The 24,184-nt window shown below is 71.5% G+C and carries 27 protein-coding genes; 13 read left to right on the top strand and 14 right to left on the bottom strand.

Annotated features, from left to right (window positions below; all coding sequences use genetic code 11):
* Positions 1 to 2: 2 nt before the first annotated feature.
* From ABD733_RS09835 to ABD733_RS09790, 10 genes are read right to left on the bottom strand one after another with little or no spacing between them, the layout of a single operon-like run.
* On the bottom strand, positions 3 to 1,748 hold the full coding sequence (locus tag ABD733_RS09835) for a flagellar hook-length control protein FliK (protein WP_344795502.1): 1,746 nt from the start codon (positions 1,746 to 1,748) through the stop codon (positions 3 to 5).
* Positions 1,745 to 2,515: a C40 family peptidase gene (locus tag ABD733_RS09830; RefSeq protein WP_344795500.1), complete on the bottom strand. Its 771-nt coding sequence runs from the start codon at positions 2,513 to 2,515 to the stop codon at positions 1,745 to 1,747. The genes ABD733_RS09835 and ABD733_RS09830 overlap by 4 nt, the downstream gene beginning before the upstream one ends.
* Positions 2,512 to 2,961 (bottom strand): hypothetical protein, encoded by a 450-nt coding sequence (locus ABD733_RS09825; RefSeq protein WP_344795498.1) that lies wholly within the window; start codon positions 2,959 to 2,961, stop codon positions 2,512 to 2,514. Before ABD733_RS09825 ends, ABD733_RS09830 begins: the two co-directional genes overlap by 4 nt.
* Positions 2,961 to 4,307, bottom strand: a complete 1,347-nt coding sequence (locus ABD733_RS09820; protein ID WP_344795496.1) for a FliI/YscN family ATPase — start codon at positions 4,305 to 4,307, stop codon at positions 2,961 to 2,963. Before ABD733_RS09820 ends, ABD733_RS09825 begins: the two co-directional genes overlap by 1 nt.
* The gene (locus tag ABD733_RS09815; protein ID WP_344795494.1) at positions 4,304 to 4,939 is read right to left on the bottom strand and encodes a FliH/SctL family protein; all 636 of its coding nucleotides are present in this window, start codon (positions 4,937 to 4,939) and stop codon (positions 4,304 to 4,306) included. The genes ABD733_RS09820 and ABD733_RS09815 overlap by 4 nt, the downstream gene beginning before the upstream one ends.
* Positions 4,932 to 5,957 carry a flagellar motor switch protein FliG gene (gene fliG, locus ABD733_RS09810; protein ID WP_344795492.1) on the bottom strand — a complete coding sequence of 342 codons (1,026 nt, stop codon included), beginning with the start codon at positions 5,955 to 5,957 and terminating at the stop codon, positions 4,932 to 4,934. The genes ABD733_RS09815 and fliG overlap by 8 nt, the downstream gene beginning before the upstream one ends.
* Entirely contained in the window at positions 5,954 to 7,624 is a 1,671-nt protein-coding gene (fliF, locus tag ABD733_RS09805; RefSeq protein WP_344795490.1) for a flagellar basal-body MS-ring/collar protein FliF, read from the bottom strand. The genes fliG and fliF overlap by 4 nt, the downstream gene beginning before the upstream one ends.
* A complete protein-coding gene (gene fliE, locus ABD733_RS09800; RefSeq protein ID WP_425552900.1) occupies positions 7,624 to 7,908 on the bottom strand; it encodes a flagellar hook-basal body complex protein FliE in 285 nt (94 codons plus the stop codon). The genes fliF and fliE overlap by 1 nt, the downstream gene beginning before the upstream one ends.
* 44 nt (positions 7,909 to 7,952) lie before the next feature.
* On the bottom strand, positions 7,953 to 8,348 hold the full coding sequence (locus ABD733_RS09795; RefSeq protein WP_344795488.1) for a flagellar basal body rod protein FlgC: 396 nt from the start codon (positions 8,346 to 8,348) through the stop codon (positions 7,953 to 7,955).
* A 2-nt stretch (positions 8,349 to 8,350) separates the two neighbouring features.
* On the bottom strand, positions 8,351 to 8,692 hold the full coding sequence (locus ABD733_RS09790; RefSeq protein ID WP_344795486.1) for a flagellar basal body rod protein FlgB: 342 nt from the start codon (positions 8,690 to 8,692) through the stop codon (positions 8,351 to 8,353).
* Between the two features lie 269 nt (positions 8,693 to 8,961).
* On the opposite strand from ABD733_RS09790, the gene ABD733_RS09785 reads away from it, so the two are divergent.
* A complete protein-coding gene (locus ABD733_RS09785; RefSeq protein ID WP_344795484.1) occupies positions 8,962 to 10,272 on the top strand; it encodes an MFS transporter in 1,311 nt (436 codons plus the stop codon).
* Between the two features lie 75 nt (positions 10,273 to 10,347).
* Here the strand turns inward: ABD733_RS09785 and ABD733_RS09780 are convergent, their stop codons facing one another.
* Entirely contained in the window at positions 10,348 to 11,523 is a 1,176-nt protein-coding gene (locus ABD733_RS09780; protein WP_344795482.1) for an aminotransferase class I/II-fold pyridoxal phosphate-dependent enzyme, read from the bottom strand.
* Between the two features lie 431 nt (positions 11,524 to 11,954).
* Between ABD733_RS09780 and ABD733_RS09775 the strand changes: the two genes are divergently transcribed.
* The 5 genes from ABD733_RS09775 to ABD733_RS09755 all read left to right on the top strand — a co-directional run bounded on the left by ABD733_RS09775 (position 11,955) and on the right by ABD733_RS09755 (position 16,457).
* On the top strand, positions 11,955 to 12,779 hold the full coding sequence (locus ABD733_RS09775; protein ID WP_344795480.1) for a sigma-70 family RNA polymerase sigma factor: 825 nt from the start codon (positions 11,955 to 11,957) through the stop codon (positions 12,777 to 12,779).
* A gap of 122 nt (positions 12,780 to 12,901) precedes the next feature.
* Complete coding sequence (locus ABD733_RS09770) at positions 12,902 to 14,089, top strand: flagellin N-terminal helical domain-containing protein (protein ID WP_425552877.1); 1,188 nt, start codon at positions 12,902 to 12,904, stop codon at positions 14,087 to 14,089.
* 211 nt (positions 14,090 to 14,300) lie between these two features.
* A complete protein-coding gene (fliD, locus tag ABD733_RS09765) occupies positions 14,301 to 15,713 on the top strand; it encodes a flagellar filament capping protein FliD (RefSeq protein WP_344795476.1) in 1,413 nt (470 codons plus the stop codon).
* 2 nt (positions 15,714 to 15,715) lie between these two features.
* Complete coding sequence (gene fliS / locus ABD733_RS09760) at positions 15,716 to 16,165, top strand: flagellar export chaperone FliS (protein WP_344795474.1); 450 nt, start codon at positions 15,716 to 15,718, stop codon at positions 16,163 to 16,165.
* The gene (locus ABD733_RS09755; protein ID WP_344795472.1) at positions 16,158 to 16,457 is read left to right on the top strand and encodes a hypothetical protein; all 300 of its coding nucleotides are present in this window, start codon (positions 16,158 to 16,160) and stop codon (positions 16,455 to 16,457) included. The genes fliS and ABD733_RS09755 overlap by 8 nt, the downstream gene beginning before the upstream one ends.
* On the opposite strand, the gene ABD733_RS09750 is transcribed toward ABD733_RS09755, so the two are convergent.
* Positions 16,436 to 16,837 carry a DoxX family protein gene (locus ABD733_RS09750; RefSeq protein ID WP_344795470.1) on the bottom strand — a complete coding sequence of 134 codons (402 nt, stop codon included), beginning with the start codon at positions 16,835 to 16,837 and terminating at the stop codon, positions 16,436 to 16,438. The two genes, ABD733_RS09755 and ABD733_RS09750, sit on opposite strands and share 22 nt — an antisense overlap.
* A gap of 55 nt (positions 16,838 to 16,892) precedes the next feature.
* Positions 16,893 to 18,134: an Ig-like domain-containing protein gene (locus ABD733_RS09745; RefSeq protein WP_344795468.1), complete on the bottom strand. Its 1,242-nt coding sequence runs from the start codon at positions 18,132 to 18,134 to the stop codon at positions 16,893 to 16,895.
* Positions 18,135 to 18,348: 214 nt separating this feature from the next.
* Between ABD733_RS09745 and ABD733_RS09740 the strand changes: the two genes are divergently transcribed.
* The 5 genes from ABD733_RS09740 (at position 18,349) to ABD733_RS09720 (ending at position 22,025) form a co-directional block, all read left to right on the top strand.
* Positions 18,349 to 18,834, top strand: coding sequence for a flagellar protein FlgN (locus ABD733_RS09740; protein ID WP_344795466.1), 486 nt, complete (start codon positions 18,349 to 18,351; stop codon positions 18,832 to 18,834).
* Between the two features lie 4 nt (positions 18,835 to 18,838).
* On the top strand, positions 18,839 to 20,263 hold the full coding sequence (gene flgK, locus ABD733_RS09735; RefSeq protein ID WP_344795464.1) for a flagellar hook-associated protein FlgK: 1,425 nt from the start codon (positions 18,839 to 18,841) through the stop codon (positions 20,261 to 20,263).
* A complete protein-coding gene (gene flgL / locus ABD733_RS09730; RefSeq protein ID WP_344795462.1) occupies positions 20,263 to 21,192 on the top strand; it encodes a flagellar hook-associated protein FlgL in 930 nt (309 codons plus the stop codon). Before flgK ends, flgL begins: the two co-directional genes overlap by 1 nt.
* Positions 21,189 to 21,584: a flagellar assembly protein FliW gene (gene fliW, locus ABD733_RS09725; protein ID WP_344795460.1), complete on the top strand. Its 396-nt coding sequence runs from the start codon at positions 21,189 to 21,191 to the stop codon at positions 21,582 to 21,584. Before flgL ends, fliW begins: the two co-directional genes overlap by 4 nt.
* A gap of 111 nt (positions 21,585 to 21,695) precedes the next feature.
* Positions 21,696 to 22,025 carry a hypothetical protein gene (locus tag ABD733_RS09720; protein ID WP_344795458.1) on the top strand — a complete coding sequence of 110 codons (330 nt, stop codon included), beginning with the start codon at positions 21,696 to 21,698 and terminating at the stop codon, positions 22,023 to 22,025.
* Here ABD733_RS09720 and ABD733_RS09715 read toward each other — a convergent pair.
* Entirely contained in the window at positions 22,022 to 22,426 is a 405-nt protein-coding gene (locus ABD733_RS09715; RefSeq protein WP_344795456.1) for an SdpI family protein, read from the bottom strand. The two genes, ABD733_RS09720 and ABD733_RS09715, sit on opposite strands and share 4 nt — an antisense overlap.
* A 98-nt stretch (positions 22,427 to 22,524) precedes the next feature.
* Between ABD733_RS09715 and ABD733_RS09710 the strand changes: the two genes are divergently transcribed.
* Both ABD733_RS09710 and ABD733_RS09705 read left to right on the top strand, forming a co-directional pair.
* Entirely contained in the window at positions 22,525 to 23,712 is a 1,188-nt protein-coding gene (locus tag ABD733_RS09710; protein WP_344795454.1) for a hypothetical protein, read from the top strand.
* Between the two features lie 3 nt (positions 23,713 to 23,715).
* Entirely contained in the window at positions 23,716 to 24,174 is a 459-nt protein-coding gene (locus ABD733_RS09705) for a SprT-like domain-containing protein (protein ID WP_344795453.1), read from the top strand.
* The last annotated feature ends 10 nt before the right edge of the window (positions 24,175 to 24,184 follow it).

Raw genomic sequence — 24,184 nt, 5'->3', positions numbered from 1 at the left:
TTTCAGGCCATCACGTCGATGGAGGTGGAGCCGGCGAGCACGCGGGATGCGGCTGCCGGGGAGTCGTCGAGCCCCGCGGCGCGATCGGAGTCGGACGCGGCGCGGGCGAGGCCCTGCGGGGTCGCCGGGCCCTGATTCTGCTGACCCGCGCCGAGCTGGTTCTGCTGCGCCCCCTGACCCTGGCCGTTGCCAGCCGAGGGCTGGTTCTGGCTGGAGAGGTCGACGCTCGTCGAGACGCCGGCCGACTGGAGGTCGCGGCGAAGATCCGGCAGGATCCCGCGCACGGCCTCGCGCCCCGCGTCTGACTGGGCGTAGAGCTCGACGCGCATGGGCCCGGCTCCGACGTGAGCACGGACGGTGACCGGCCCCAGGGCGTCGGGCGTGACCTGGACGGTGACCGTGTGCTCCCCGTGGCCCGCGGCGGCGAGCGTGAAGAGGGGGCGGGCGAGCTGCGTCTGCAGCGGCTGCGGCTGGGCGGCGGCCTGCGGGGCCGTCGTTGCGGCGGTCGCGGCGGCCGGGGCCGTGGGCGCCGCAGGGGCGACGGACTGCGTGGCCGCGGCGAACGCGGTGGCGGAGTCGGCGGCGGGCTGACCGGCGGCGGCGGCCGTGGTCGAGGGTGTGGCGGTGGCAGCGGTGCCTGCGCCGGTGCCGGTGCCACCGGTCGAGCCGCCGGCGTCGCCGGTGTTCGAGGCGCCGGCGACAGCAGCCGGAGCCCCGGCGACGGCCGGCTGGGCGGTGGCGGCGGTCGAGGCGCCGGCCGGGGCGGCGGACAACGCGGGCACGACGATCGGGGCGGCGGTGGTCGCGGCCGTCGCGGTGGCAGGCGTCGACGCCGCGGAGGTGGCGGCGGCGGTCGCTCCGGTCGTCGCGGCAGCCGCCGTCGACGGCACGGCCGCGGAGGCCGGCGCGGGGTTCGCAGCGGCGGGCGTCGACTTCTCAGGACCCGGGACACCGGACGCCGGGAGCGACGGCGCCGCAGCGGGGCGGGCGGTGCCTGCATCCTGAATTGCCGACGGGGCGGTGGCGGCGCTCGGGGTGGCGACCGATGCAGGGGTGGTCATGGCGGCGGTGCGCGGGGTCGCGGCCGGGGTGGCGGCTGCGGCGCCGGTGGCGAGCGCCCCGGCGAGAGGGGCCGGCGTCGACAATTCAGGATCGAGGCCGCGGGCAGCGCCGGAGAGTGCGGGAGTCGGTGCCGCGAGGATGCTTGCATCCTGAGTTGTCGACGCGGCGGCTGTCGGGACAGCGGCGGGAACGCCGGCCGGAGCGGCGACGACCGAGGCGGCGGCGGTCGCGGCAGCAGCAGCGTCCGCGGTGGCCGGAGTCGCGGGAACGGCGGCGGCAGCTGCAGCACCGGCGAGGAGGCCGGCGAGCCCGAGGGCGGCCGACCCGGGAAGCGCGGCGACGGCCCCGGCGGCAGCCGGAGCAGGAGGCGCGGAGGCGTCAGCGACAGCGGACGCGTCGTCGGACGCAGACGCGGACGCGGCGCCGTGCCGGTGCTCGCGGCGACCCGCACGCGACGAGTCGTCGGGACGCGACTCGGAGCCCTGGGCCTCCTGTTCGCGGCGGTCCGTCGCGGTGGCGGCCGGAGCATCCTGCGCTCCCTGCATCGCCTGGTCGAACGACGCGGACGAGGCCGACGACGCGGACGAGGGCGACGACGCCGACCCGCCGGCCGCCGCAGCGGGCCGCGCCGGGCGCGCCGGTGCGAGGTCGACGACGGATGTGCCGCGGGACGGGACGGCGCTCACGCGGCGACTCCCCTCGAGGCCATCAGCTGCTGGAGGGCGGCGGTGACGAGGTCGGACTGCGAGGCGGACGAGGGCGACGACAGCGACGAGGCACCGGAGAGCGAGGCCAGCGAGGTGGTCGCGGTCGCGGTCGCCGGGACGATGCGGCGGATCTCGCCGATGTCGCTGTCCTTCAGGTAGTTGTCGATGATCCTGACGTCCTTTCCGGGGCGAGGAGCGTGCAGGATCTTGCCGTCGCCGAGGTAGATGACGATGTGGCCCTCGCTCTTGGTCGTGATGATGTCGCCGGGCTGGGCGTGGGCGAGGTCGGGCACCTTGACGCCCATGTTCGCCTGGTCGGGGACGACGCGGGGCATCGTGATGCCGAGGTCTTTGAAGACGGTCTGGACGAGGCCCGAGCAGTCCATGCCGCTCCGGGTGGTGCCGCCGAAGACGTAGGGCACGCCGAGGTACTTCTTGGCGTCGGCGACGACGTCGGCACCGGTGACGCCGTTGTTCACGAGGCCGCCCGTCGGCGAGGCCGGTGTCGCGGTGGTCCCCGCGGTGGAGTCGAGGGCGTCGGTCGCCGCGGTCGCGGTGCCGGTCGGCACGGTCGACGCAGGATCGACACCGGCTGCGGCGAGCGCGGACGCGAACGTCGACGCGGAGTCGGCCCCGTCGGCGGAGGTGCTCGACGCGGTCGCGCTGTCGGCCAGCGATCCGCTCTGGATCTGGGCGATGGTGCTCTGGATCTCGGAGATCCGGCTGAGGACGTCGGTGACGCTCATGACTGCTCCCCCTGGAGGTCGTCTCGGGTGTGCGCGACGGAGGCGATCTCGTCGAGCGCGATCTGCTCGTCGCGGAGGTCGGCGGCCGCAGCGGCGACGGCGTGACGGGCCTCGAGCTTCTCGAGGGCGATGGACCGGGCGCGGGCTGCGTTGTACTGCTGCTGCGCGGCGTCGGCGACCACGCGGCGCTCGGCGGCGACGGCGTCGAGCTCGGCGAGCATGCCGCGGGTCGAGGCGCGGGCGGCCGCGACGGCGTTGAGGGTGGCGGCGTCGGTGACGACGTCCTTGTCTCCGACGGCGTCGGCGAGGGTCCGCTCGGTGCGGGCCCGGCGCTCGGCGACGTCGCGGATGCCGCGGTTGGCGTCGGACAGCTCGGCCATGGCCTTCTGCTGCTGCGCGTGGCGGACCCGCATGAGCCCGGCCAGCGAGAACGGCTTCATCGCCATCAGGCACCGCCCCCGAGGAGGGCGCCGAGGGCGCGGAGGCGGCCCCAGGCCTGGTCGGCGGGGGTCTGGTCGTCCATGCGCTGCTGGAGGAACGCGTCGATCTCGCCCTGGTGGGCGACGGCGGCGTCGACGAGCGGGTTGGTGCCCGGCTGGTAGGCCCCGACGTCGATGAGGTCCTGGGCCTGCTTGCGGGCGGCCATCACGGTGCGCAGGAGGCGCGCGTCGGCCGACTGCTCCCGCGAGATGACCTTCGACGCGACGCGCGAGATGGAGCCGAGCACGTCGATCGACGGGAAGTGCCCGGTGACGGCGAGCTTCCGGTCGAGGACGATGTGGCCGTCCAGGATCGACCGCGCCGCGTCGGCGATCGGCTCGTTGTGGTCGTCGCCGTCCACGAGGACCGTGTAGAGGCCCGTGACGGAGCCGGTGGTGTCGGTGCCGGCGCGCTCCAGGAGGGTCGCGAGGGTCGAGAAGGTCGACGGCGGATAGCCGCGGGTGGCCGGGGGCTCGCCGACGGAGAGGCCGATCTCGCGCTGGGCCATGGCCACGCGGGTGAGCGAGTCCATCATCAGGACCACGTCGGCGCCGCGGTCGCGGAACGACTCGGCGATGCGGGTCGCGACGAACGCGGCGCGGAGGCGCATGAGGGCGGGCTCGTCGGAGGTGGACACGACGACGATCGAGCGGGCGAGTCCCTCGGGGCCGAGGTCGTCCTCGAGGAACTCCCGCACCTCGCGGCCGCGCTCGCCGACGAGGGCGACGACGCTGACCTCGGCGTCGGTGCCGCGGGCGATCATCGACAGGAGCGACGACTTGCCGACGCCCGATCCTGCGAAGAGGCCGAGGCGCTGGCCGCGACCCGCGGTGGTCAGGGTGTCGAGGGCGCGGACGCCCAGCTGCAGGGGCGTGTCGATACGGGCACGTCCCATGGCCGACGGGGTCGGGTGGTCGAGGGGCACGAGCTCGTCGAACGAGAGGGGCCCCTTCCCGTCGATCGGACGCCCGAGGCCGTCGATGACGCGGCCGAAGAGCCCGCGGCCGGTGGGGACCAGGATCGGGCGGCCGGTGGGACGCACCGCCATGCCCGACCGCACCCCCGTCATCGCTCCCAGGGGCATGCAGCGGACGCCGTCGGCCGTTGTGGCGACGACCTCGGCCAGGCGGCGGGTGACCTCGCCCGAGGCGGACACGTCGGGTGCGCCGATCTCGACGAGCTCGCCGATGGCGGAGTCGAGGCCGGTGACCGTGAGTCCGAGGCCGACGACGCTCGAGACGACGCCGACGCGCTGCGGGCGGGCGGCGCGGACGGCGCTGGCGAACCGGGGCTGGTCGATGGTGAGGCTCACGCGCCACCCCCGAGGAGTTCGACGCGGGCGCGCTCGAGAGCGGTGCCGAGGGCGGCGTCGATGAAGCCGGCGGCCAGGTCGGCCTCCGCGCCGCCGCGAGCGACACCCGGGTCGGCGACGATCGCCACGCCGAGCTCGTCGGCGGCGTCGGCGGGCAGGACCTCGACGTCGACCGGGTTGAGCCGGACGCTCACGACCTCGGCGGGGTCGACGACGGTCAGGGCGCGGCCGAGTGCGGCGACGACCGTCGAGGCCGGGTTGGTGCGGACCTCGTAGTCCAGGATCGCCTCGGCGAGGCTGAGCGCGGCGGCGACCAGCGTCTCCTGCGCCTCGGTGCGGAGCGCGAGCTGGCGGGCGTCGATCGACGCCGCGGCGGCCTGCAGCACCGAGACGGCGCGGTCGGTCCGGGCGGCGTGGTGGGCGAGGACGGCCTCGTGGTCGGCGAGGAGCGACGCGCGGAGGGCGGCCGTCTCGGCGGCGGCAGCGCGGAGCCCGGCGGCGTAGCCGGCAGCGTGCCCGCGGGCTGCGGCCTCGTCCTCCCGGACGGCGGTAGCAGGATCGCGGAGCACCGGGAACGCCACGCGGGCGAAGGCGGGGGCCAGGGTCTGCGGGGCCAGGGTCTGCTCACTCAACGAGGGCCTCCTCGTCGCCGCGCTGGACGGTGATCGCACCCTCGGCCTCGAGCTCGCGGATGGCGCGGACGACGGAGGCGCGAGCCTCCTCGACCTGCGACATCCGGACCGGGCCGGCGGCGCGGATCTCGTCGTCGAGCAGCTCGCGGTTGCGCTCCGAGACGTTGGCGCGGATGACCTCGGTCACGGCCTCCGGCGCGCCCTTCATCGCGATCGCGAGGACGGCCGCGTCGATGCCGCGCAGCACCTGCTGGATGTCGCGGGCGTCGAGCTTGACGATGTCGACGAAGGTCAGCATGCGCGAGCGCACCTCTTCGGCGAGCGCCGGGTCGCGCGCTTCGAGACCCTCGAGCAGGATGCGCTCGGTCGCGGCGTCCGACCGGTTGATGATGTCGACGAGCGGCTGGATCCCGCCCACGGCCTCGACCTGCTCGCGCGGGGCCACGACGGCTCCGGCGCGGACCTTCAGCGTCTGCGCGACGATGCCGACGGCTTCGGGGGTGGCGGTGCCCATGGTGGCGATGGCCTGCGCGACGTCGGTGCGGAGCCCGACGTCGAGCCCGGTGAGGACGGCGGAGGCCTGGTCGGCCTTGAGGTGCGCCAGGACCAGCGCGATGGTCTGCGGCAGCTCGCCGTCGAGGAGGGTGAGCAGCTGCCCGGAGTCGGCGGCGTCGAGGAACTCGAACGACTTGCCGGCCATCGTCGAGGCGAGGCGCTCCATGACGCCGGCGGCACGCTCGGAGCCGAACGACGCCTCGAGGAGGCCGACGGCGAAGTCGCGGCCGCCGCGGCGGGTGACGCGCCCCTTGGTGGTGAGGTCGTGGAACTCCGAGACGGCGGTGTCGGCGACGGACGCCTCGACGCGGCGCATCTTGACGAGCTCGGCCGTGATCTCGTCGGCCTCCTGGTCGCTGAACTTCTGCATGACCGCGGCGGCGCGGGTCTGATCCATCTGCATCAGGATCACGGCGACCTTCTGCGCGCCGCTCAGCTCGGCCGTCGACGCGGCGGGGCTCATACGCTCTGCCTGTCGTCGAGGAGGCCGCGGAGGAGCTCGGCCGTGCGGTCGGGGTCGGTGCCGGCGAGGGCGTCGATCTCGGCTCGCTTCCGCTCGAGGGTCGCACCCTCGCCGTCGAGCGACGGGAGCTGGACGGTGGGTGCGGTGACCGGCTGGGAGGACTCGAGCAGGCGGCGCGCCTCGACGTCGTCGAGGGCGAGCGGCTTGGTGACCGGGTCGCCGGGCCAGGTGGCGGGGACGGCCGAGATCTCGCCGAGGTCGATGTTCTCGCGCTGCTGGCGGCGCCCGCGGCGGGTCGCCAGGAAGAGGGCGAGGATCAGCGGGATGCCGATGGCGGCGGCGATGAGGCCGGTGCGGACCGTCTGCCACATGCTGTCGCTCGCGGCCTGGGCGTTCGCGGCCTTGAGGGCGGCGGCGGCGGCCTTGGCCCCGGAGTTGTCGAACGAGACCGACTGGACGCTGACCTGGTCGCCGCGGGAGGTGTCGACGCCGGCGGCCTTCGACACGAGGTCGGAGATGCTCGACATGTTCAGGCCGGCGGCGATCTTGCTGTCGATGGCGACGGAGACGGTCTGCTTGGTGAGCCCGCCGGCGGGGATGGAGGTCGACTCGGTGGTCTTGTCGACGGAGTTGTTCTTCGTCGAGGACTCGTTGACGTAGCCGCCGCTCCCGGACGCGCCGGTGCCGGAGGAGGCGGCACCGCTCGGGACCGCGATGTTGTCGGGGCCTAGGACGCCGGTGGTGCCAGTCCCGGATGCTCCCGCGCCGTTGCCGCCGTACGACTCCTTGGTGCTCGACTCGGAGAGCGGCTGCGCTCCCCCGGTCGGGGTCGAGAACGACTCGGTCGTCTTCGTGCCCGAGTTCGGGTTCATGTCGGCTGCCACCACGACGGTGGAGTTGCCGACGCCCACGACCTTGTCGAGCATGGCCTGCACGGCGGCCTGCGTCTGCGTCTGGTACTCCCCGGCCTGCTGCGAGGCGCTGCCGGTGGCTCCGGTGCCGACGGCCGACAGGACGTCGCCCTTCGAGTCGACGACCGACACGTCGGTGGCCTTCATGCCCTCGACCGCGGCGGAGGTGAGGTGGACGATCGCCTGCACCTGCTCCGTGGTGAGCGTGACGCCCGACTTGGTCGCGATGAACACCGACGCCGTCGGGTCCTTCTTCTGGTCGGCGAACACGGTCTCCTGCGGGATCGCGAGCTGGACGCTGGCGGTCTCGACGCCGTCGAGGGCGCCGATGGTCTTCGCCAGCTCGCCTTCGATGGCGCGCTTGTAGGTGACGTTCTGCTGGAACTCCGAGGCGGTGACGCCCATGGTGTCGAGGAGCGCGTAGCCGCCCGAGTTGTCGGCGGGGAGGCCGGCCGAGGCCGCCTTGAGGCGCTCGGCGTACACCTGCGACTGCGGGACCAGGATCGTGGAGCCGCCGTCGGTCAGCTGGTACGGCACGTTGTCGGTCTGCAGCTGCGTGACGACGCTCGAGGCGTCGGTCGCGGCGAGCCCGGTGAAGAGGGGCGTGTAGGCCGGCTTGGTGAGCCAGGACGTGAGGGCGACCGTCCCGAGGACGAGCACCGCGACCGCGAGCAGCGCCAGCGTCTTCTGGGCGAGCGAGAACGAGTTGATCCGGGCACCGAGCCCGGTGAGCATGTTTCGGAGCGCGGGGGGCATCAGGCCTGCATCCTCATGATCTCGTTGAACGCGTCGACGCCCTTGTTGCGGACGGCGGCGACGAGCTCGAGGGTGACCTGGGCGCGGGTGGCCGCGATGGTGGCGGTGTGCACGTCGTCGACGCTGCCTGTGACGGCCTTGACGGCGAGATCCTGCGACTGGCCTTGGAGGGCCTGGAGGCCGTCGATGACGTTGCCGAACGACGAGGCGCCGGTCGTGGGGGTCGCGTCCATGCCGTTGACGGCGGAGGCGTCGGTCGTCTCGCCGACGGTGGACGGCGACATGGTCGACGACACGGGGAAGGTCCCGTTGACGGGGTAGATGGCCATCAGTTGCGTCCGATCTCGAGTGCTGCCTCGTAGGAGGTCTTGGCGCGGTCGACGACCGCTGCGTTCGCCTGGTATCCGCGCTGGGCCATGATCAGGTCGGCCATCTGCGTGCCGAGGTCGATGTCGGGCATGCGCACGTAGCCGTTCTTGTCGGCCTGGGGGTCGGTGGGGTCGTAGGTCACACGGCCGGCCGCGCTGCCGAAGGCCGCGCCCTTGACGTAGACGCCGGAGACGCCCTCGCCCTCCTGCACCTCGACGTAGCGGGCCTGGAACGCCGCGCCCGACATCGGCTTGACCGTGTTGACGTTGGCGATGTTGTCGGAGATGGCGTCGAGCCACTTGCGGTGCACGGTGAGGCCGGTGCCGGCGATCCCGATCGCGTCGAACATGCCCATGGTCAGCCGTCCTTCAGTGCGGCGCGGATGCTCGTCAGTACCTGGTTCTCGGCCTGCGTCGCGAACTGGTACTGCAGCACGGTCGTCGTGTTGCTGAGGGTCTCGGTGTCGAGGTTGACGTTGTTGCCGTCCTCGCGGGTGGGCTCGAGGGAGCGCGACATCGTCGCGGTCGTGGCGCCGTTCCCCTGCTGGACGCTCTTCGCCAGGGCGTCCTCGAAGGACACGCGCTCGGCGGTGTAACCGGGGGTGTTGATGTTGGCGATGTTGTTGGCGATCGCCTTCTGTCGCATCGAGAGGCCGTCGAGGGCGCTCTCGAGAGCTCGGGATGTCACGGATTCCAGCACGGAGGATGCTCGCTTCACGAAGGAGGGGCAGAGGGCGGCCGATCCGTGGCCTGGGGACGAGCGATCCGTGCTCACACTGCTCTATCGGCGACCCCCGGGAGCCCGTTAGGACTCGTGAGGCGTCCTCGCGTCACGTCTTCGGGGGGCACGCCTCGCGACTCTCACCAGAATGTGCCTTAGGGTATGTGAAACACGAATTCGGGGGTGGGAACTAATGGTCAGGCTGTCCGAGTACGAACTCGAGCTCGGCACCGAGCAGCCACCCCGTCATGACTAGACCCGAGACACTGACTCCGGCCGCAGCTTCGAAGGCTCGACGACCCGCCGGCCTGGCACGGCTGTGGGTGAGTGAGGCCTTCGGATCAGTCGGCCTTCAGATCACTCTCTTTGTGGTTCCGCTCGTGGCCGTCACCGTCTTCGACGCCACTGCTCTCCAGATCGGAGCCCTCAACAGCCTGGAGTCTGTCGCCGCCATCGCGTTCGGCCTGGTGACCGGACTGGTCATCGACCGCCTGGGCGGCTCGCGGGCTGTCGCCCTCGCCAACGTCGTGCGGGCCGTTGCAGCAGTCACCCTGCTCGTCGGTCTCCTCTACTGGGACGGACTCTGGTTCCTCTTCGTCGCGTGCGTCCTCATCGGAGTCGGGTCCCTCGCCAACGATGCGGGGGTGTCGACCGCTGTCCTCGAGTTGTCGAGCTCTCGTCCCCGGGATCTGAATCGCACCAATGCGCTGCTGCGCGTCACGACAGTCGCCTCGGAGGTCTCCGGCCCGGGCCTCGGAGGACTCCTCGTCCTCAGCTTCGGACTCGCCGCCGCGTCGGGCGCGGCGGCTGCGGCCTTCGGGCTGGCAGCAGGACTCTTGCTCGTATCGATAGTCCTGCCGATGAGGCAGCGGGAGCCGTTCGGCGATATCGGCCGTCGCGGGGTCGACACCGCAGCAAGCGGCATCGAGGCTGGCGCGGGGCGCTTTCTCTCCGGCGGTCGCTTCATCTGGCGTCATGCCACCCTCAGGCCTCTGGTGATCTCGTCCCTGCACTTCAACTTCTTCAGCGCCATGGTCCAGTCGGTGTTCGTGATCTACTGCCTCCACGACCTTCACTTCACGACCGGCGATCTGGCGATCGTCGGAGTGAGCGGCGGAGCGGGAGGGCTCATAGGCGGCTTCATCGCGTCCTCGACTGCGGTCGCCCAGCGATCGAGAGCGGTCTATCTCGTGGCGCTCTCCCTACCCGGTCTCTGCGTCTGGGCGCTCCTGATGGAGCGCTCCGCGCCTCACACCACGCAGGTGATCGGGGTGATGGCCGCGATGGGACTTTGGTCGGCCGCGATGGTCGTCTGCCTCGTGCTGTTCAATACAGTCCGTCAACTCCAGAGTCCGGCGCATCTCGTCGGTCGGATCGCCTCGACAGAGAGGACGTTGGCGCTGGGCGGAGAATTGCCGGGTGCTCTGCTCGGGGGCCTTCTCGGCACGCTGATATCGCCCACACCCGCGCTCGTCCTGGGCGCAGCGGGCATGATGACAGCAGCGCTCTGGATCGCCAGAGTCCCCAAGGGCGAGGCCTGGACCACCACTCCGGACTGAGGTCCTGTCGCGACGGGTCCGCTGCGAGGCTCCGCGTCAGCGCCCCTCCCCGTCAGCGCCAGGCGCGCCCCCGCGTCAGCGCAGCCCGGCGACGAACGCCCCGAGCCGCCGCAGCCCCTCCGCGAGCGCCTCCCGCGACGCCGCGTACGAGAGCCGGACGTGCGTCTCCGCGGTGTCGACGCCGAAGTCGCGGCCCGGCGTAAGGGCGACGTGGACCTCGGCCAGCGCGCGCTCGCAGAACTCCCACGAGCCGAGCCCGGTGCCGGAGACGTCGAAGTAGACGTAGAAGGCGCCGTCGGGTGTCACCGGGACGGGCAGCCCGATCCTGCTCAGCCCGTCGAGGACGAGGGCCCGGCGGCCGACCAGCTCGCGGCGGCGCTCCTCCGTGAGAGCGAGCGACTCGGGGGTGAAGCAGGCGAGCGCGGCCTGCTGAGCCGGCGCCGACGCGCAGAGGAAGTAGTTCGTCGCCAGCCGCTCCACGGCGCCGAGCAGCGACTCGGGCACCACGCACCAGCCGAGCCGCCACCCCGTCATGCCGAAGTACTTCGAGAAGCTGTTGATCACGATCGCGTCAGGATCGACGGAGAGCACGGAGCGAGGCGGCCGGTCGTCGTCGTCGTGGTCGCTCAGGTCGAGGTAGATCTCGTCGACGATCCGCCAGACGTCGCGCTCCCGCGCGAGGTCGCAGATGGTGCGCAGCTCGTCGAACGGGACCGACGTGCCGGTCGGGTTGGAGGGCGAGGCGACCATCACGGCGTCGGTCCGTTCCGACAGGGCACCCCGGACACCGGCCGCGTCGAGCTGGAAGCGGGACTCCGGGGTCGACGTCACCGTCGCGATCCTGCCCCCGAAGGTCTCGATGAGCTGCCGGTTGCAGGGGTAGGAAGGGTCGGCCAGGATCACCTCGCCGCCCGGATCGACGGTCGCCGCGAGCACCAGGAGCAGCGCGGCCGACGCTCCGGAGGTCACCACGATGCGCCGGGGATCGACCTCGACGTCGTGCCGGTCGAGGTAGAAGGCGGCGATCGCCCGACGCAGGTCGAGGTTGCCGAGAGCGGGCGTGTACGGGAGGGGCCGGCCGTCCATCACGTCGCGCATGGCGGACCGGACGGCGGGAGGGGCTCCGAAGTCGGGCTCGCCGAGGCTGAGCTTCACGACGTCGTGACCGTCGGCCTCGAGGTCGGCGGCCAGCTGCGCGAACGCCATCGCGTGGAACGGCTCGGTGGCCTGGGCCCTCTGGGACGGCTTCACCCTGTGCTCTCCTCCGGGAGGTGACGAGACGGGTGACGACCCGGTCGCTCGATCCTGCCACGGCCCTGGACGCCGTCGGCCGGATCGAGGAGGAGCGGCGTCACACCAGTCACACGCGTCACAGGAACCCGCTCGGGAGAACGGCATCGGGGAGGGGGTCGTACAAGGCCCCGTCCGGGGGTGAAATCCGCGTGAAATCAGGCCGTGTCCCCCTAAATGCCGACGCCTGAAACCCCCGTAGTGGGGTCTTTTCGGCCTGGTTCTGACCCCGCTCGGATCAGTAGCGTTATGGGTGTCGGAAGATCACTCCGGCAGGCGAGACGAAGCCCCCGAGGGCAGTTCGGAATCGCACTTCCCACCCGAATCGCTTCGACGCGACATGCCGTCGAGGTGCTTCGCCATGCCGATTTCCGAACAGACCGGGGTGCACGATGAACAGAGCAGAGCGCAACGCGATGGTGGTGCAGAACCTCCCACTCGTGGGCTACCTCGTCTCGGAGGTGTGCGCCCGTGCGACGCACCTCAGCCGCGACGACCTCGCCTCCGCCGGCGCCCTCGCACTCGTCCAGGCCGCCGACGCCTTCGACCCCACCCAGGGCGTGCCGTTCGGGGCCTACGCCCGGACCCGCATCATGGGCTCCTTCGCCGACGACATGCGCTCGAGCGACTGGGCCAGCCGCGCCGCCCGCAAGCGCATCAAGGAGACCCTCGCCACGCAGGAGACCCTGACCGCAGCCCTCGGCCGCACCCCGAGCGTCGACGAGATCGCGTCGTCGCTCGGTGTCGACCGCCAGACCGCGACCGACGCCCTCACCGACGCCGCCCGCACCATCTCGGCCATCGACGAGACGGTCGCCGACCAGCTCGCGGCCGACATCATCCTGCCCGACGAGAGCGCCCTCGAGCAGGAGCGCACCCGCTACCTCCGCGCCGCCGTCGACGCCCTGCCCGAGAAGATGCGCTACATCGTCGAGAACGTCTACTTCGGCGACAAGAGCGTCTCGGAGATCGCCGACGAGCTCGGGATCACCCACTCCGCCGTGTCGCAGCAGCGCAGCGAGGCCATCCGCCTCCTCCGCGACGGCCTCAACACGCACTACGCCGAGGACGCGACCGCGCCGGTCGCCTACGAGTCGAAGACGGCTCCCGCCCGCCGCGCCGCCTACCTGTCCCGCGTCGCCAGCAACGCGGTCATGGGCATCGGCATCGCCGTCCGCGAGGGCGCCGCCGGCCAGCGCGCCGTCGTCGCCTCCTGATCGGCCCGAAAAAAACTTCACCCACTCGCTAACGGCGACGACCAAGCCGCCGATAGCTCAAGATGTCAGCCCACGGACGGGCGGCAGAACACCCCCAACAATTCACGGAAGAGAGTTCCATCATGGGTTTCCAGATCAACACCAACCTCGCGGCGAACAACACCTACCGCAACCTCAACAGCACGCAGAACTCGCTCAGCTCCTCGCTCGAGAAGCTGTCCTCGGGTCTCCGCATCAACCGTGCCGCTGACGACGCTGCAGGCCTCGCCATCTCCGAGGGGCTCAAGTCGCAGGTCGGTGGCCTCACGGTCGCCGCCCGCAACGCCCAGGACGGCGTCTCCGTCGTCCAGACCGCTGAAGGTGGCCTGACCGAAACGCAGTCCATCCTCCAGCGCATGCGCGACCTCGCTGTCCAGGCCGGCAACGACTCGAACAACGACGACTCGCGCAAGGCCATCTCCACCGAGGTCTCGTCGCTGACCGACGAGCTCACCCGCATCTCGAGCTCGACGAACTTCAACGGCATCAACCTGCTCGACGGCTCTGCCGGCGGCGGCTCCGGCAAGCTGGCCTTCCAGGTCGGTGCCAACGGCGACGCGGCCAGCCAGATCACCGTCGACCTGTCCGGCGCCAACGTGAAGAGCATCGCGACGACGCTGGCCAGCGGCACCACGGCCACCGGCGGCACGAGCTTCACCGTCGACACGACCGCGGTGACCTCGGGCACCGCGACGTTCAGCTCGGTCAAGGGCGGCGTCACCACGTCGGTCACGACCGGCACCCTCTCGGGCACCGGCACGGGCGGCTCCTTCAAGAGCGTCGACGAGTACGCCACCGCCCTGACCAACGACGCGTCCTTCTCCTCGAAGTTCGCGGTCACGGTCGAGAAGGACGCCAACGGCGCCGGCACCGGCATCGTCGTCACGGCCAAGGACGGCGGCGCCGTCGACACCACGGCCCCTGCGGCCGCTGGTCTCGGCACCGGTTCCGCTGCTCCGTCGACGGTCGGCATCAAGTTCGACACCGCTGCTCACGCTCAGGCGGCCATCACGGCCATCGACGCGCAGATCACCGCGGTCTCGACGGCTCGTGCCGGCATCGGCGCGGTCCAGAACCGGTTCAACCACGCGATCAACGTCACCAACGTCGCGCAGGAGAACCTGACCGCCGCCCAGTCGCGCATCACCGACACCGACATGGCTCAGGAGATGGTCAAGTACACCCGCGCCAACATCCTGTCGCAGGCCGGCACGGCGATGCTCGCCCAGGCGAACCAGTCGACCCAGGGCGTCCTGTCGCTCCTCCGCTAGTCGGTGAGCGTCAGACCGTCTGACACGGAGTAGCAGCACAGCACCACCAGCACGACAGCACCACCAGCAGCACAGCACCACCAGCAGCACCAGCACCACCAGCACGACACCCGCGGGTCGGGCGCCGAGAGGAAGTTCGGGTCCCCTCGACGCCCGCCCGCGGTTCACTCTCACCGCCCCGGACGCCCCACCACGGAAGGAGGCGCAGAGCATGGCATCCACCTCAGGACTCGGAATCGACGGTCTCGTCTCCGGCCTCGACACCACCTCCCTCATCAACTCGCTGATGACGGCCGAGGCGCAGCCGCAGACGCTGCTGAAGTCGAAGGTCACCGACACCCAGACCACCATCACGGCGCTGCAGGGACTGAACGGCCAGATCGCCTCCCTCGCGACGCTCGCCACCTCGGCCAAGTCGCCGACGGCCCTCCAGCTCTTCTCGACCCAGAGCTCCGCGACCAACGCCTCGGCGACTGCCACCGCGTCGGCCTCGCCCGGCTCCTTCGACATCACCGTCGGCCGGGTCGCTCAGTCGAAGGTCGGCGTCAGCGCCGCCATGACGGCGTGGCCCTCCGCAGGATCCTCGACGATGCCGTCGGTCACGATCGTCGACGCGACGGGCAAGTCGGTCGACATCACGCCCGCCTCCTCGTCCATCGACGCGATCGTCTCGGCGGTCAACTCCTCCACCGCCGGCGTCAAGGCCCTCAAGGTCGCCTCCGGCACCGACGCTCAGGGCGTCGCGCAGTACCGCATCCAGTTCAGCTCGACCACCTCGGGCGCCAAGGGCGACTTCCAGGTGTTCTCGGGCACGAGCGCCGACGTCACGGCGGGCACGGCGACCAACATGCTGACCGCATCCGGCGCCGCCGTCATCAAGCCCGCGCAGGATGCGTCGGTCACCCTCTACGCCGGGACCGCGGCCGAGCAGACCATCACCTCGAGCACGAACACCTTCAGCGACCTGCTGCCGGGCGTGAACGTGACGGTGAGCAAGGCCTCGGCCGACCCGACGACGATCAGCATCGCTCAGGACACCGCCGGCGCGTCGAGCGTGGCCTCGGGTCTCGTGTCGGCGCTGAACGGCGTCCTGGCCCTCATCGCCACGAAGAGCGCCGTCGTCAACAGCACCGACTCGTCCGGCAACAAGGTCGTCTCCGGCGGCCCGTTCACGGGCGACAGCACCGTGCGCGGCGTCAACGACCAGCTCGTCAGCGCCGCGTCGATGCCGATCAACGGCCGCTCGCCGTCGGAGATCGGCATCAGCATCTCGAAGGACGGCAACTTCGAGTTCGACGCAGACAAGTTCGCCTCGGCACTCGCCGCGGATCCTGCCGGGACCCAGGCCATGCTCTCGGGTCTGGCCGGCCGCGTCTCGGACGCCGCCACGACCGCGTCCGACAAGTACTCCGGCCAGCTCACGGGCGTCATCAACGGCCAGCAGTCCATCGTCACCGACCTGAACAAGCAGGTCGACGAGTGGTCGCTGCGCCTCACCGACCGCCGCGCGGCGCTCGAGAAGCAGTACGCCACCCTCGAGACCCAGCTCTCCACTCTCAACTCGCAGTCGTCGTCGCTCTCGAGCGCTCTCGCCGGCCTGCCGTCCGTCTACACCGGGGCCTGATCATGACTCTCACCTACGGGACCAGCGCTCAGGCGCGCAACGCCTACGGGCGTGAGGCGGTGCTCTCGGCCACGCCGGTGCGCCTCCTGACGATGCTCTACGACCGCCTGCTGCTCGACCTCGGCCGTGCCGAGGCCGCCCAGACGACCGGCAACTGGCCGGTCGCGTCCGAGAACCTGCTGCACGCCCAGGCCATCGTCGCGGAGCTGAACTCGTCGCTCCGGGTCGACCTCTGGGACGGCGGGCAGGATCTGCAGGCCCTCTACAACTACGTGTCGGTCGCCCTGGTCAACGCGAACGTCCACCGCGACGTGGCTCTGACCCGCGAGAGCATCGACCTGCTCGAACCGCTCCGCCAGGCCTGGCACGAGGCCGCGGCACAGGTGCCGGCCTCGGGCGCCGCCTCGATGGACTCCCCCACCTTCACTGGCGGGAGCCTCGGAATTGGCTAGGTCGGAGGAGACCCGGGCCGCCTGGCTCGAGGCCCTCGCTCAGATGGAGGCCGTCGCGGGAGCGAGCGGCGACGGCACCTGGGCGCCCAGCGCCTGGAGCCCGGACCCCGATCTCGGCCCGCTGCCCCCGGAGCTCGAGGACCGCGCCCGCGAGGTGCACGCCAAGCAGAGGTCGGCGATCGCGCGGGTGCTCGAGGCGCGGCGCACGGTCGTCAAGCACCTCGCGGCGCTGAAGTCGGTGCCGCCCTCGAAGGAGACCGACCGCGCCGTCTACTTGGACGCGACCGGCTGACGGGTCGACCAGAGCGCCACGGCGACGAGCACCGGCTGGAACACCAGCCGGAAGGCCCGCTTGCGATCGGTGTCGAGCCCGAACGCCGAGGTGCGCGTCACCAGCTGCGAGATGTTGCCCGGGAAGATCGCGGTGAAGAACAGCGCCGCCAGCGTGCCGACGCTGCGCTTCCGGATGCCCGACAGGAGGCCGACGCCGAGAGCGATCTCGACGACGCCGGAGCCGAGCACGACCTGATCCTCGGTCAGCGGCGTGTTCTTCGTGAGCCAGGTCGGGACCTGCGCCTGGAAGTCCTTCCGGGCGAACGACAGGTGGCTGGTGCCGGCGAAGGCGAGAGCGCCTCCGAGGAGCAGGCGGGCGGCGGTGCGGGGAATCGACATGCCTCCATCCTGCCCTGTCGGGGCCGGGCGGGAGGAACCGCTGGCGCCCCTGCCGCTACTCGCCGCGGGAGGCGGAGCGGCGGCGGCCCGAGATCACGAGAGCCGCACCGGCGAGCAGCAGGATCCCGGCCGTCCCGAGGGGCAGCAGAGCGTTCGACCCGGTGTAGGCCAGCTCGGACCCGGCCGCGGTGACCGCCGGCACGATCGCCGGAGTGCCGCTTCCGCCTGCCGGAGCAGGAGTGCCCGGCGTCGGCGCTGCGGTCGGGGCGGGAGCGGTCGGGGTCGGAGCCGGGGTCGTCGGGGTGGGCGTCGGCGCGGGAACGGCGCGGATCGGAGTGCCCTGGCCCATTCCGCCGGCGGACGACTGGATGTTCCGGGCCGGAGCGAGGAACGCGCTGTCGACGGAGTTCGTGGTCGTCGTGATCGCGGCCTGGTTGCTGAAGGCGACGGGAGCGGCGTCGAGGCCGGTCGCGCGGGGCAGGCTCACGGTGACGTAGATCTCGCTGTAGGTGAGGGCCGGCTGCGCGGGCCAGGTCACGGCGAGGGTCGTCGGCGTGCAGGTCACCGCGGTGGGCCGGGTGCGCGTCTGCGAGATGTAGCGGTAGTCGGCGTCGGTGACGACGCTGAAGTACTCGAGGGAGGTGCAGTCGAACGTCCACGACTGACCCGCGTTGGTGTCGCTGACCGAGGCCGAGTCGAACGGGCCGACAGGGGTGCCGATGTGGTACCCGAGGAAGCCGGCGGGGTTCGTGCGGCCCTGGTCGTCACGGGTGAAGACGCCGTACTTGATGGCCGTCGCGCGATCGCCGATGACGCCGACGGGCGTGACCACAGTCGTGAAGACGGCGCCGCTCCCGGTCGTGAAGGTGAAGGGGGTCGCGACTCCGGTGGGGGTCGTGACGTTGTCGAAGCTCGACTTCACGAAGGCGGTGCCGCTGGTGTTCCGGTGCGTCGACGCGTAGTCGGTCATCGTGAACGTGATGACGGCGGGAGAGGTCTGCGAGAGGACGGCGTTCGCGACACGGGCACCGGTCGCCGGGTCGTCGAGACCGAAGCCGAGCGGCAGGTCGTCGAGGTGCGAGCTCAGCGTCAGGGTGAACGTGTCGCCCGCCTCCGTGTCGTTCGGGACGCGCCACTGGATCGCGGTGGTGACCAGGTCGTTCTGGTGAGGCGCGGGTTCGACGATCTGGACGCCGGTGATGGCGCCGTCGATCGGAGCCGCCTGGGCCGCCTGTCCGAAGCCGAGGGTGAGGGCAGCGGCGGCCACGACGGCCGTCACGAGGGGGAGAAAACGCATTCCTCGATGCTGTCAGAGGGTCGAGTATCTCGACGGGTGAACCACCCCCCGAATGGGTGGCGCGGGGGTGGCTCCGGGGGCGAGCGCACGGCGCACACCGGGCACCGAGACGAACTGCTTACGGTGGAGGCGCCTCGGCCGATAGTGGTTCTCGAGAGCGCGACAGCTCTCTGCGCGAGGCCGAGGCCGACCGCAGCCGAGACTTGGAGGGATCGTGGGCGTGAACGAATTGTCCGCCGTGCTCTGGCGTGAGAGGGAGCTCCTCGAGCTGCTCACGTTCAAGCTGGAGGAGGAGCAGCTCCTCCTCACCGCCGGGAAGTCCCGGTGGATCGAGCACGCGACCCGCGAGGTCGAGCAGGTGCTCGACCGCCTCCGGGCCGCCGGCCTCGAGCGCACCGTCGAGGTCGCCGTCGTCGCCGAGGAGTGGGGCACCGACGGCGAGACGCCTCTCCGCGAGCTCGTCGACCACGCCCCCGACGGCCCGTGGGCCGACATCTTCACGTCGCACCTGCGCGCCATGACCGAGCTCACCCGTCAGATCAAGCAGCTGCGCGACGAGAACGAGCAGTTCCTCCGCGCTGCGGCACGGTCGACGCAGGAGACGCTCGCCACGGTGAACACCGATCCTGCGACGTACGACGCCACCGGCTCCGGCCGCACCTCCACCACCTCGAGCCACCTCTTCGACGGACGACTCTGATCTCGTGAGCACCTTCTCCGGACTCAACACCGCCTACCGCGGCCTCTCGGCCGCCCGCGCCGGCCTCGACGTCGTCGGGCAGAACATCGCCAACGCGTCGACCGACGGGTACACGCGGCAGCGGGTCACCACCTCCTCCATCGACGCCGTCCAGCCCGGCATCTTTTCGACCGGCACCGCCATCGGTCAGGGCGTCTCCATCGACGGCTACGCCAGGATCGGAGACGCTCAGCTCGACGCGCAGGTGCGGTCGACCGCGTCCGGCGCCGGCTACGGCTCGGTGCGCTCCAGCGTCCTGTCGACCCTCGAGTCGGCTCTGAACGAGCCCGGCAGCGACGGACTCTCGGCGCAGCTGTCGAAGTTCTGGTCGGGCTGGAGCGACATGTCGAACGCGCCCGGGACGGCCTCCGCCGCCTCCACCCTCATCGGGCAGGCGCAGGGCATCGCCGACACGCTCAAGACCGGCTACCAGGGCGTCTCCGACCAGTGGTCGTCCGCCAGGACGCAGGTCGCGTCGATGGCCGACGACCTCAACTCCGCAGCGTCGCAGGTCGCCGACCTCAACAAGCAGATCCAGCAGGGACTGACCACCGGCGGCAGCGTGAACGAGCTGATCGACAAGCGCGACGGCCTCACCGAGAAGATCGCCTCGCTCGCGGGCGGCTCCGTCCACGCCAACTCCGACGGCACCGTCGACGTCCTGATCGGCGGCAACGCCATCGTCTCCGGCACCCAGTCGCGCACCGTCCAGGTGTCGGGCGCCCTCACCATCGACGGCTCCGCCTCCTCCCCCGTCACCCTCGAGTGGTCGCACCGGCCCGGGGCCTCCGTCGGCCTCGACGGCGGGAGGATCGCCGGCGCGCTGTCCGTGCTCGCTCCGGCCGACGGCACCGGCTCCGGCGGCGTCCTGGCCGAGGCCGCTGCGAGCTACAACGCGATGGCCACGCAGCTCGCCACGGCCGTCAACACCGTCTACTCGACCGGCACGACCCCGTCCGGAACCACCGGCGCCGACTTCTTCGCCGTCAGCGCCACCGGTGCCCCCGCGCTCGGCCTGTCGGTCGTCCCCACCTCGGCCGCGGCGATCCAGACCGGAGCCGCAGGATCCGGGGCCCTCGACGGCTCGACCGCCGCGCGGATCGCCACCCTCGGCACCGGCCCGTCGGCCCCCGACCGCGCTTGGGCCTCGTTCGTCACCGCCACCGGGGCCCTCGCCAAGAGCGAGATCGCCTCGTCCGACCGCGCGACGACGGCGGCCACCTCGGCCAAGACGCAGCAGCAGTCGACCGCGGGCGTCGACCTCGACGAGGAGAACGTCAACATGCTCACGTTCCAGCACGCCTACCAGGGCGCAGCCCGCGTGATGACGGCCGTCGACGAGATGCTCGACACCCTCATCAACCACGTCGGCCACGTCGGGATCGCCTGATGCTCGGCCGCGTCACGAACCAGAGCGCCGCCATGGCCGCCTCGCGGCAGCTGCAGGCCGGGGCCGCGCGCCTCGCCCAGCTGCAGGGACAGGCGTCGTCGCTCAAGGCCATCAGCGTCCCCTCCGACGACCCGACCGCCACCGGGCAGTCGATGCAGGTGCGCGCCGAGCAGGCGCAGAACACGCAGTACGCCCGGAACGCCGACGACGGCGTGGGCTGGCTGTCGACCACGGACTCCGCGATGTCGAACACCGTCAACATCCTGAACAAGATCCGAGACCTCACTGTCCAGGGCGCCAACGACGGGTCGATGTCGCCGACCTCCAAGGAGGCGATCGCCACCGAGCTCGTCGGCCTGAAGAGCGACCTCCTCGCCGCCGCGAACACGAGCTACGCCGGCCGCTCCATCTTCGCCGGCACCTCCGACGCCGGCGCCGCCTTCACCCCGGAGACCTCGACCACCGACCCGGCCACCGGCGTCGTCACCACCACGCCGCCCGCGTTCACCGGCACCGCCGGCAGCAGCGTCCAGCGCAGGATCGCCGACGGCACCACCGTCAAGGTCGACACCGACGGGGCCGCGGTCTTCGGCACCGGAGCCCAGTCGGTGTTCAAGATGGTCGACTCGATCGTCTCCGACCTGCGATCCGGCGTGAACGTCGGTGCGCACCTGAACGACATCGACGCGCGCCTGACCGCCGTCCGCGGAGCCTGGGGCGACGTCGGCACCCGGCAGTCGCAGCTCGAACGCGCCCAGGACACGCTCAAGACGTCGTCGGTGTCGCTCGAGAACCAGCGCTCCGGCATCGAGGACCTCGACCTGGCGAAGGTCATCCTCCAGCTCCAGACCCAGCAAGTCTCGTACCAATCCGCCCTCGCGACCACCGCCAAGGTGATCCAGCCGACCCTGATGGACTTCCTCCGATGAGCGCAACCCTCTCTTTCGTCACTCCGCCGTTCGGTCTCGAGCCGGTCGTCGACTTCGTCCTGGACGAGATCTCCGGTGCCGCCGGCCTGTACTCGCTGCACGCCGCGGAAGACCCGGCCACCCGCCTCTTCGTCGTCGACGCCGGCCTGCACCTCCCCGACTACAGCCCCGAGATCAGCGAGGAGCAGGCCGCCCCGCTCGGCATCACGCACGCCGACCACGCCCTCGTGCTCGTCGTGGCGAACCCGGCCGAGTCGGGCACCACCGTCAACCTGATGGCGCCCATCGTCGTCCACTCGGGCACGGGTGCTGCGGCCCAGCTGATCTTCGACGGGCAGGACTGGCCGCTGCGCGCGGAGCTCGTGCCGCGTCGGGTCGCTGTCCCGGCCTGAGGTAGGGGCGCCCTGGGGGGTGGGGGCGACTGCGACACGACCTCTCTGCATATCTCACTTGACATGTCGGAGCGTTGCCTTCTAGCGTGAGAAGCCGATTTCACGCTCGACGTGACCCTGCAGACAGGACTCTCCGACATGGCTCGACTCCGCTTCCTCTGGCCACTCCTCCAAGGGGCTGTCATCGCAGCCCTTCTCGTCGTCATCGGCGCACTCATCGCGACGTTCACCTCCATCACCACCGGGAGGGTCGTCGAGATCCCCGGCCTGCTGCTGGCGCGCGCGGAATCGGGGACGGCGGCAGACCTCGGCAGCGTGCAGTTCGCCTCGCCGGGCATCATCGGCTGGATGCTGCTCCTCACGGCTGCGGCGTCCACAGCCAGCGTGCTGACCAGACGGAGCTCGAAGCGGAGTCAGAAAATCGGACCGGAGTCGCACTAGCCGACCCCGGCCCCTCGATGCGCACGCACCGATGCGATCACAGCACCGACGACGACGACACCGACCAGGATCACGCCCGCCGTGTCCCGCGCATCGCCCTCGGTGGCGAGCGCGACCACGACAGCAGCGGGCACGACGATTGCGGCCGTGGCCACGACGGCCGGGACCGCGGCCCGGTGGCCTCGCACCCATGCCTCGTCGGACGCCTTCGTACGGCGTGTGCGGATCCCCGCCCACGCGTTCCTGGGCAGCCGACCGCGGGCCGCGAGAGTCGTGACGACGGCCAGCAGGATCGCGACGCCCGCCGCCGTGACGAGGGACACCATCAGCAAGCCCTGCGGAGCGACGGGCGGGACGAAGAGCGGGTCGACGATCGGCTGGTATTCATGTGCAACATGCACTCCAGCGTAGTTCCGACCAGGAGGACGAACCCAGCGAGAGGGGCCGCATCGCGCGGCGCGGAGGCGGAATCGCCCCCGCGCGACTACCCTCGTAGACGATGACCGAGCACGACCACTCCGACAACGATGCGCACGGCGGCCCGACGAGCCACCCTGTGCCCGCAAGCCTCTCCGCACCCATCGTGCCGACGGGCGGGTCGGCGACGTCGCACTTCGACCCGGTGAGCCTCCGACCGGCGATCGACGTCGCGGCGCTCGAGGCCCGACTGGGCGAGCTCGGCGCGAGCCGCAGCACCGCCGCGCTGGGTGAGCGGGCCGACCTCCTGCGGCTCCTCGGCCGTCTCGACGAGGCGCTCGCGATCTCCGAGGAGGCCTTCCGCCTCGCCCACTTCACAGGCGACCGGGCCGACTCGACGGCCGCCCGCGTTCGGCGCGCCTACGTCTTCAAGGAGCAGGGCCGCCTCGAGCGGGCCCTCAACGATCTGCACACGAGCCGCATCAGCGCAGCGACCGAGGAGTGGCACGAGCTCGAGGCCGCAGCGGCCGAGCTCGAGGGCTACACCCTGTTCGACCTCAAGCGCTACGAGGAGGCCCGTACCTCGCTCGCCGCCGCCCTGGCCGCTTACGAGAAGGCCGGCGCCCCCGCCGAGCGCACGAACGGGCTGCGCGTCGCGATCGAGGGCGTGATGCGCGCGATCCTGCAGGGGTCCGCTCCTGATCCGTCCGCCGACCCGGTGCCGCTGGTCGAGCCGCAGCACGACGGCCAGCGTCACGACGACGTCGCCGAGGCCCCGCGCGAACCGATGGTCACGCCCGTGATCGTCGACGCTCCCGGGTTCATCGGCGAAGAGCCCAGCGGTGATGCTGTCGTCGTCGGATCCGGCGACGCGGCAACCGGCGACGATGCCGCCAAGGGCGACGGCGACCCGGCACCGCTGTTCCGCACGACGGGCTCGCCCGCGTTCCTCGGCGCGCCCGAACAGGCACCCGAGGCACCCGCCCGCCTCGATCCTGCGGCTGCCCGACTCGACCCCGCCGCAGCCACCGACGAGCCCGTCCCCGACGCCGCGTCGATCGGCGTCGAGACGCAGGCCATCGCCGTGCCGCACGCCACGGCACCCGGCACCTCGCGCCGCCAGTACGACGACGAAGACCGCAACGAGGACGACGAGCCTCAGGCAACCGGCTTCGACGCCGAGGTCAGCCGCGCCCGCAAGGCGGCGCGGAGCATCTGGGGCGCGTTCGACGCGTCGAACCAGAAGACGCCGCCGACCGACCGCTCGTAGCGCGTGGCCGATCTCGCCCGTGTCCGGCAGTGGGCCGACGCGCTGATCGGGCTGCACCTCGATCCTGCTGTCTGGTCTTTCGCCTTCGACAACGCGAAGACCCGCGCCGGGCTCTGCGACTACACCAAGCACCGCATCACCGTCTCGCGCCACCTGGCGGGGCGGTACGACGACGACGAGATCCACCAGGTGCTGCTCCACGAGATCGCGCACGCCATCGCAGGATCGAAGGCGGGTCACGGACAACGCTGGCGCGCGGTCGCGGGCGACCTCGGCTACGAGGGCGGGCGGCTCCACGACGGGGCCATCGCCTCCGAGCTGGCGCCGTGGGTGGGCCGCTGCCCGGCCGGACACGAGCACTACCGCTACCGGACCCCGGCCAAGCCGCTCGCCTGCGGCCGCTGTGCCCGACGCTACGACGCCGCGAACCTCATCGCGTGGACGAAGCGTCCCGCCGCCTGACCGCTGGACC

This window comes from Frondihabitans peucedani (assembly GCF_039537585.1).
GTDB classification, from domain to species: Bacteria; Actinomycetota; Actinomycetes; order Actinomycetales; family Microbacteriaceae; genus Frondihabitans; species Frondihabitans peucedani.
Note: the sequence above shows the minus strand (reverse complement) of the source record. Positions and strands in the feature narration are given on the sequence as shown.

Bases quoted from the DNA above. Each gene is read 5' to 3' on its own strand.
- fliW (WP_344795460.1), top strand. From the start codon at position 21,189: ATGAGCGCAACCCTCTCTTTCGTCACTCCGCCGTTCGGTCTCGAGCCG.
- ABD733_RS09770 (WP_425552877.1), top strand. From the start codon at position 12,902: ATGGGTTTCCAGATCAACACCAACCTCGCGGCGAACAACACCTACCGC.
- fliD (WP_344795476.1), top strand. From the start codon at position 14,301: ATGGCATCCACCTCAGGACTCGGAATCGACGGTCTCGTCTCCGGCCTC.
- ABD733_RS09795 (WP_344795488.1), bottom strand. From the start codon at position 8,348: ATGGGCATGTTCGACGCGATCGGGATCGCCGGCACCGGCCTCACCGTG.
- ABD733_RS09775 (WP_344795480.1), top strand. From the start codon at position 11,955: ATGAACAGAGCAGAGCGCAACGCGATGGTGGTGCAGAACCTCCCACTC.
- ABD733_RS09825 (WP_344795498.1), bottom strand. From the start codon at position 2,961: ATGGCGATGAAGCCGTTCTCGCTGGCCGGGCTCATGCGGGTCCGCCAC.
- fliG (WP_344795492.1), bottom strand. From the start codon at position 5,957: ATGAGCCCCGCCGCGTCGACGGCCGAGCTGAGCGGCGCGCAGAAGGTC.
- ABD733_RS09750 (WP_344795470.1), bottom strand. From the start codon at position 16,837: ATGTCGATTCCCCGCACCGCCGCCCGCCTGCTCCTCGGAGGCGCTCTC.
- fliS (WP_344795474.1), top strand. From the start codon at position 15,716: ATGACTCTCACCTACGGGACCAGCGCTCAGGCGCGCAACGCCTACGGG.
- fliE (WP_425552900.1), bottom strand. From the start codon at position 7,908: ATGTCGCCGTCCACCGTCGGCGAGACGACCGACGCCTCCGCCGTCAAC.
- ABD733_RS09785 (WP_344795484.1), top strand. From the start codon at position 8,962: ATGACTAGACCCGAGACACTGACTCCGGCCGCAGCTTCGAAGGCTCGA.
- fliF (WP_344795490.1), bottom strand. From the start codon at position 7,624: ATGCCCCCCGCGCTCCGAAACATGCTCACCGGGCTCGGTGCCCGGATC.
- ABD733_RS09745 (WP_344795468.1), bottom strand. From the start codon at position 18,134: ATGCGTTTTCTCCCCCTCGTGACGGCCGTCGTGGCCGCCGCTGCCCTC.
- flgL (WP_344795462.1), top strand. From the start codon at position 20,263: ATGCTCGGCCGCGTCACGAACCAGAGCGCCGCCATGGCCGCCTCGCGG.
- ABD733_RS09710 (WP_344795454.1), top strand. From the start codon at position 22,525: ATGACCGAGCACGACCACTCCGACAACGATGCGCACGGCGGCCCGACG.
- ABD733_RS09830 (WP_344795500.1), bottom strand. From the start codon at position 2,515: ATGAGCGTCACCGACGTCCTCAGCCGGATCTCCGAGATCCAGAGCACC.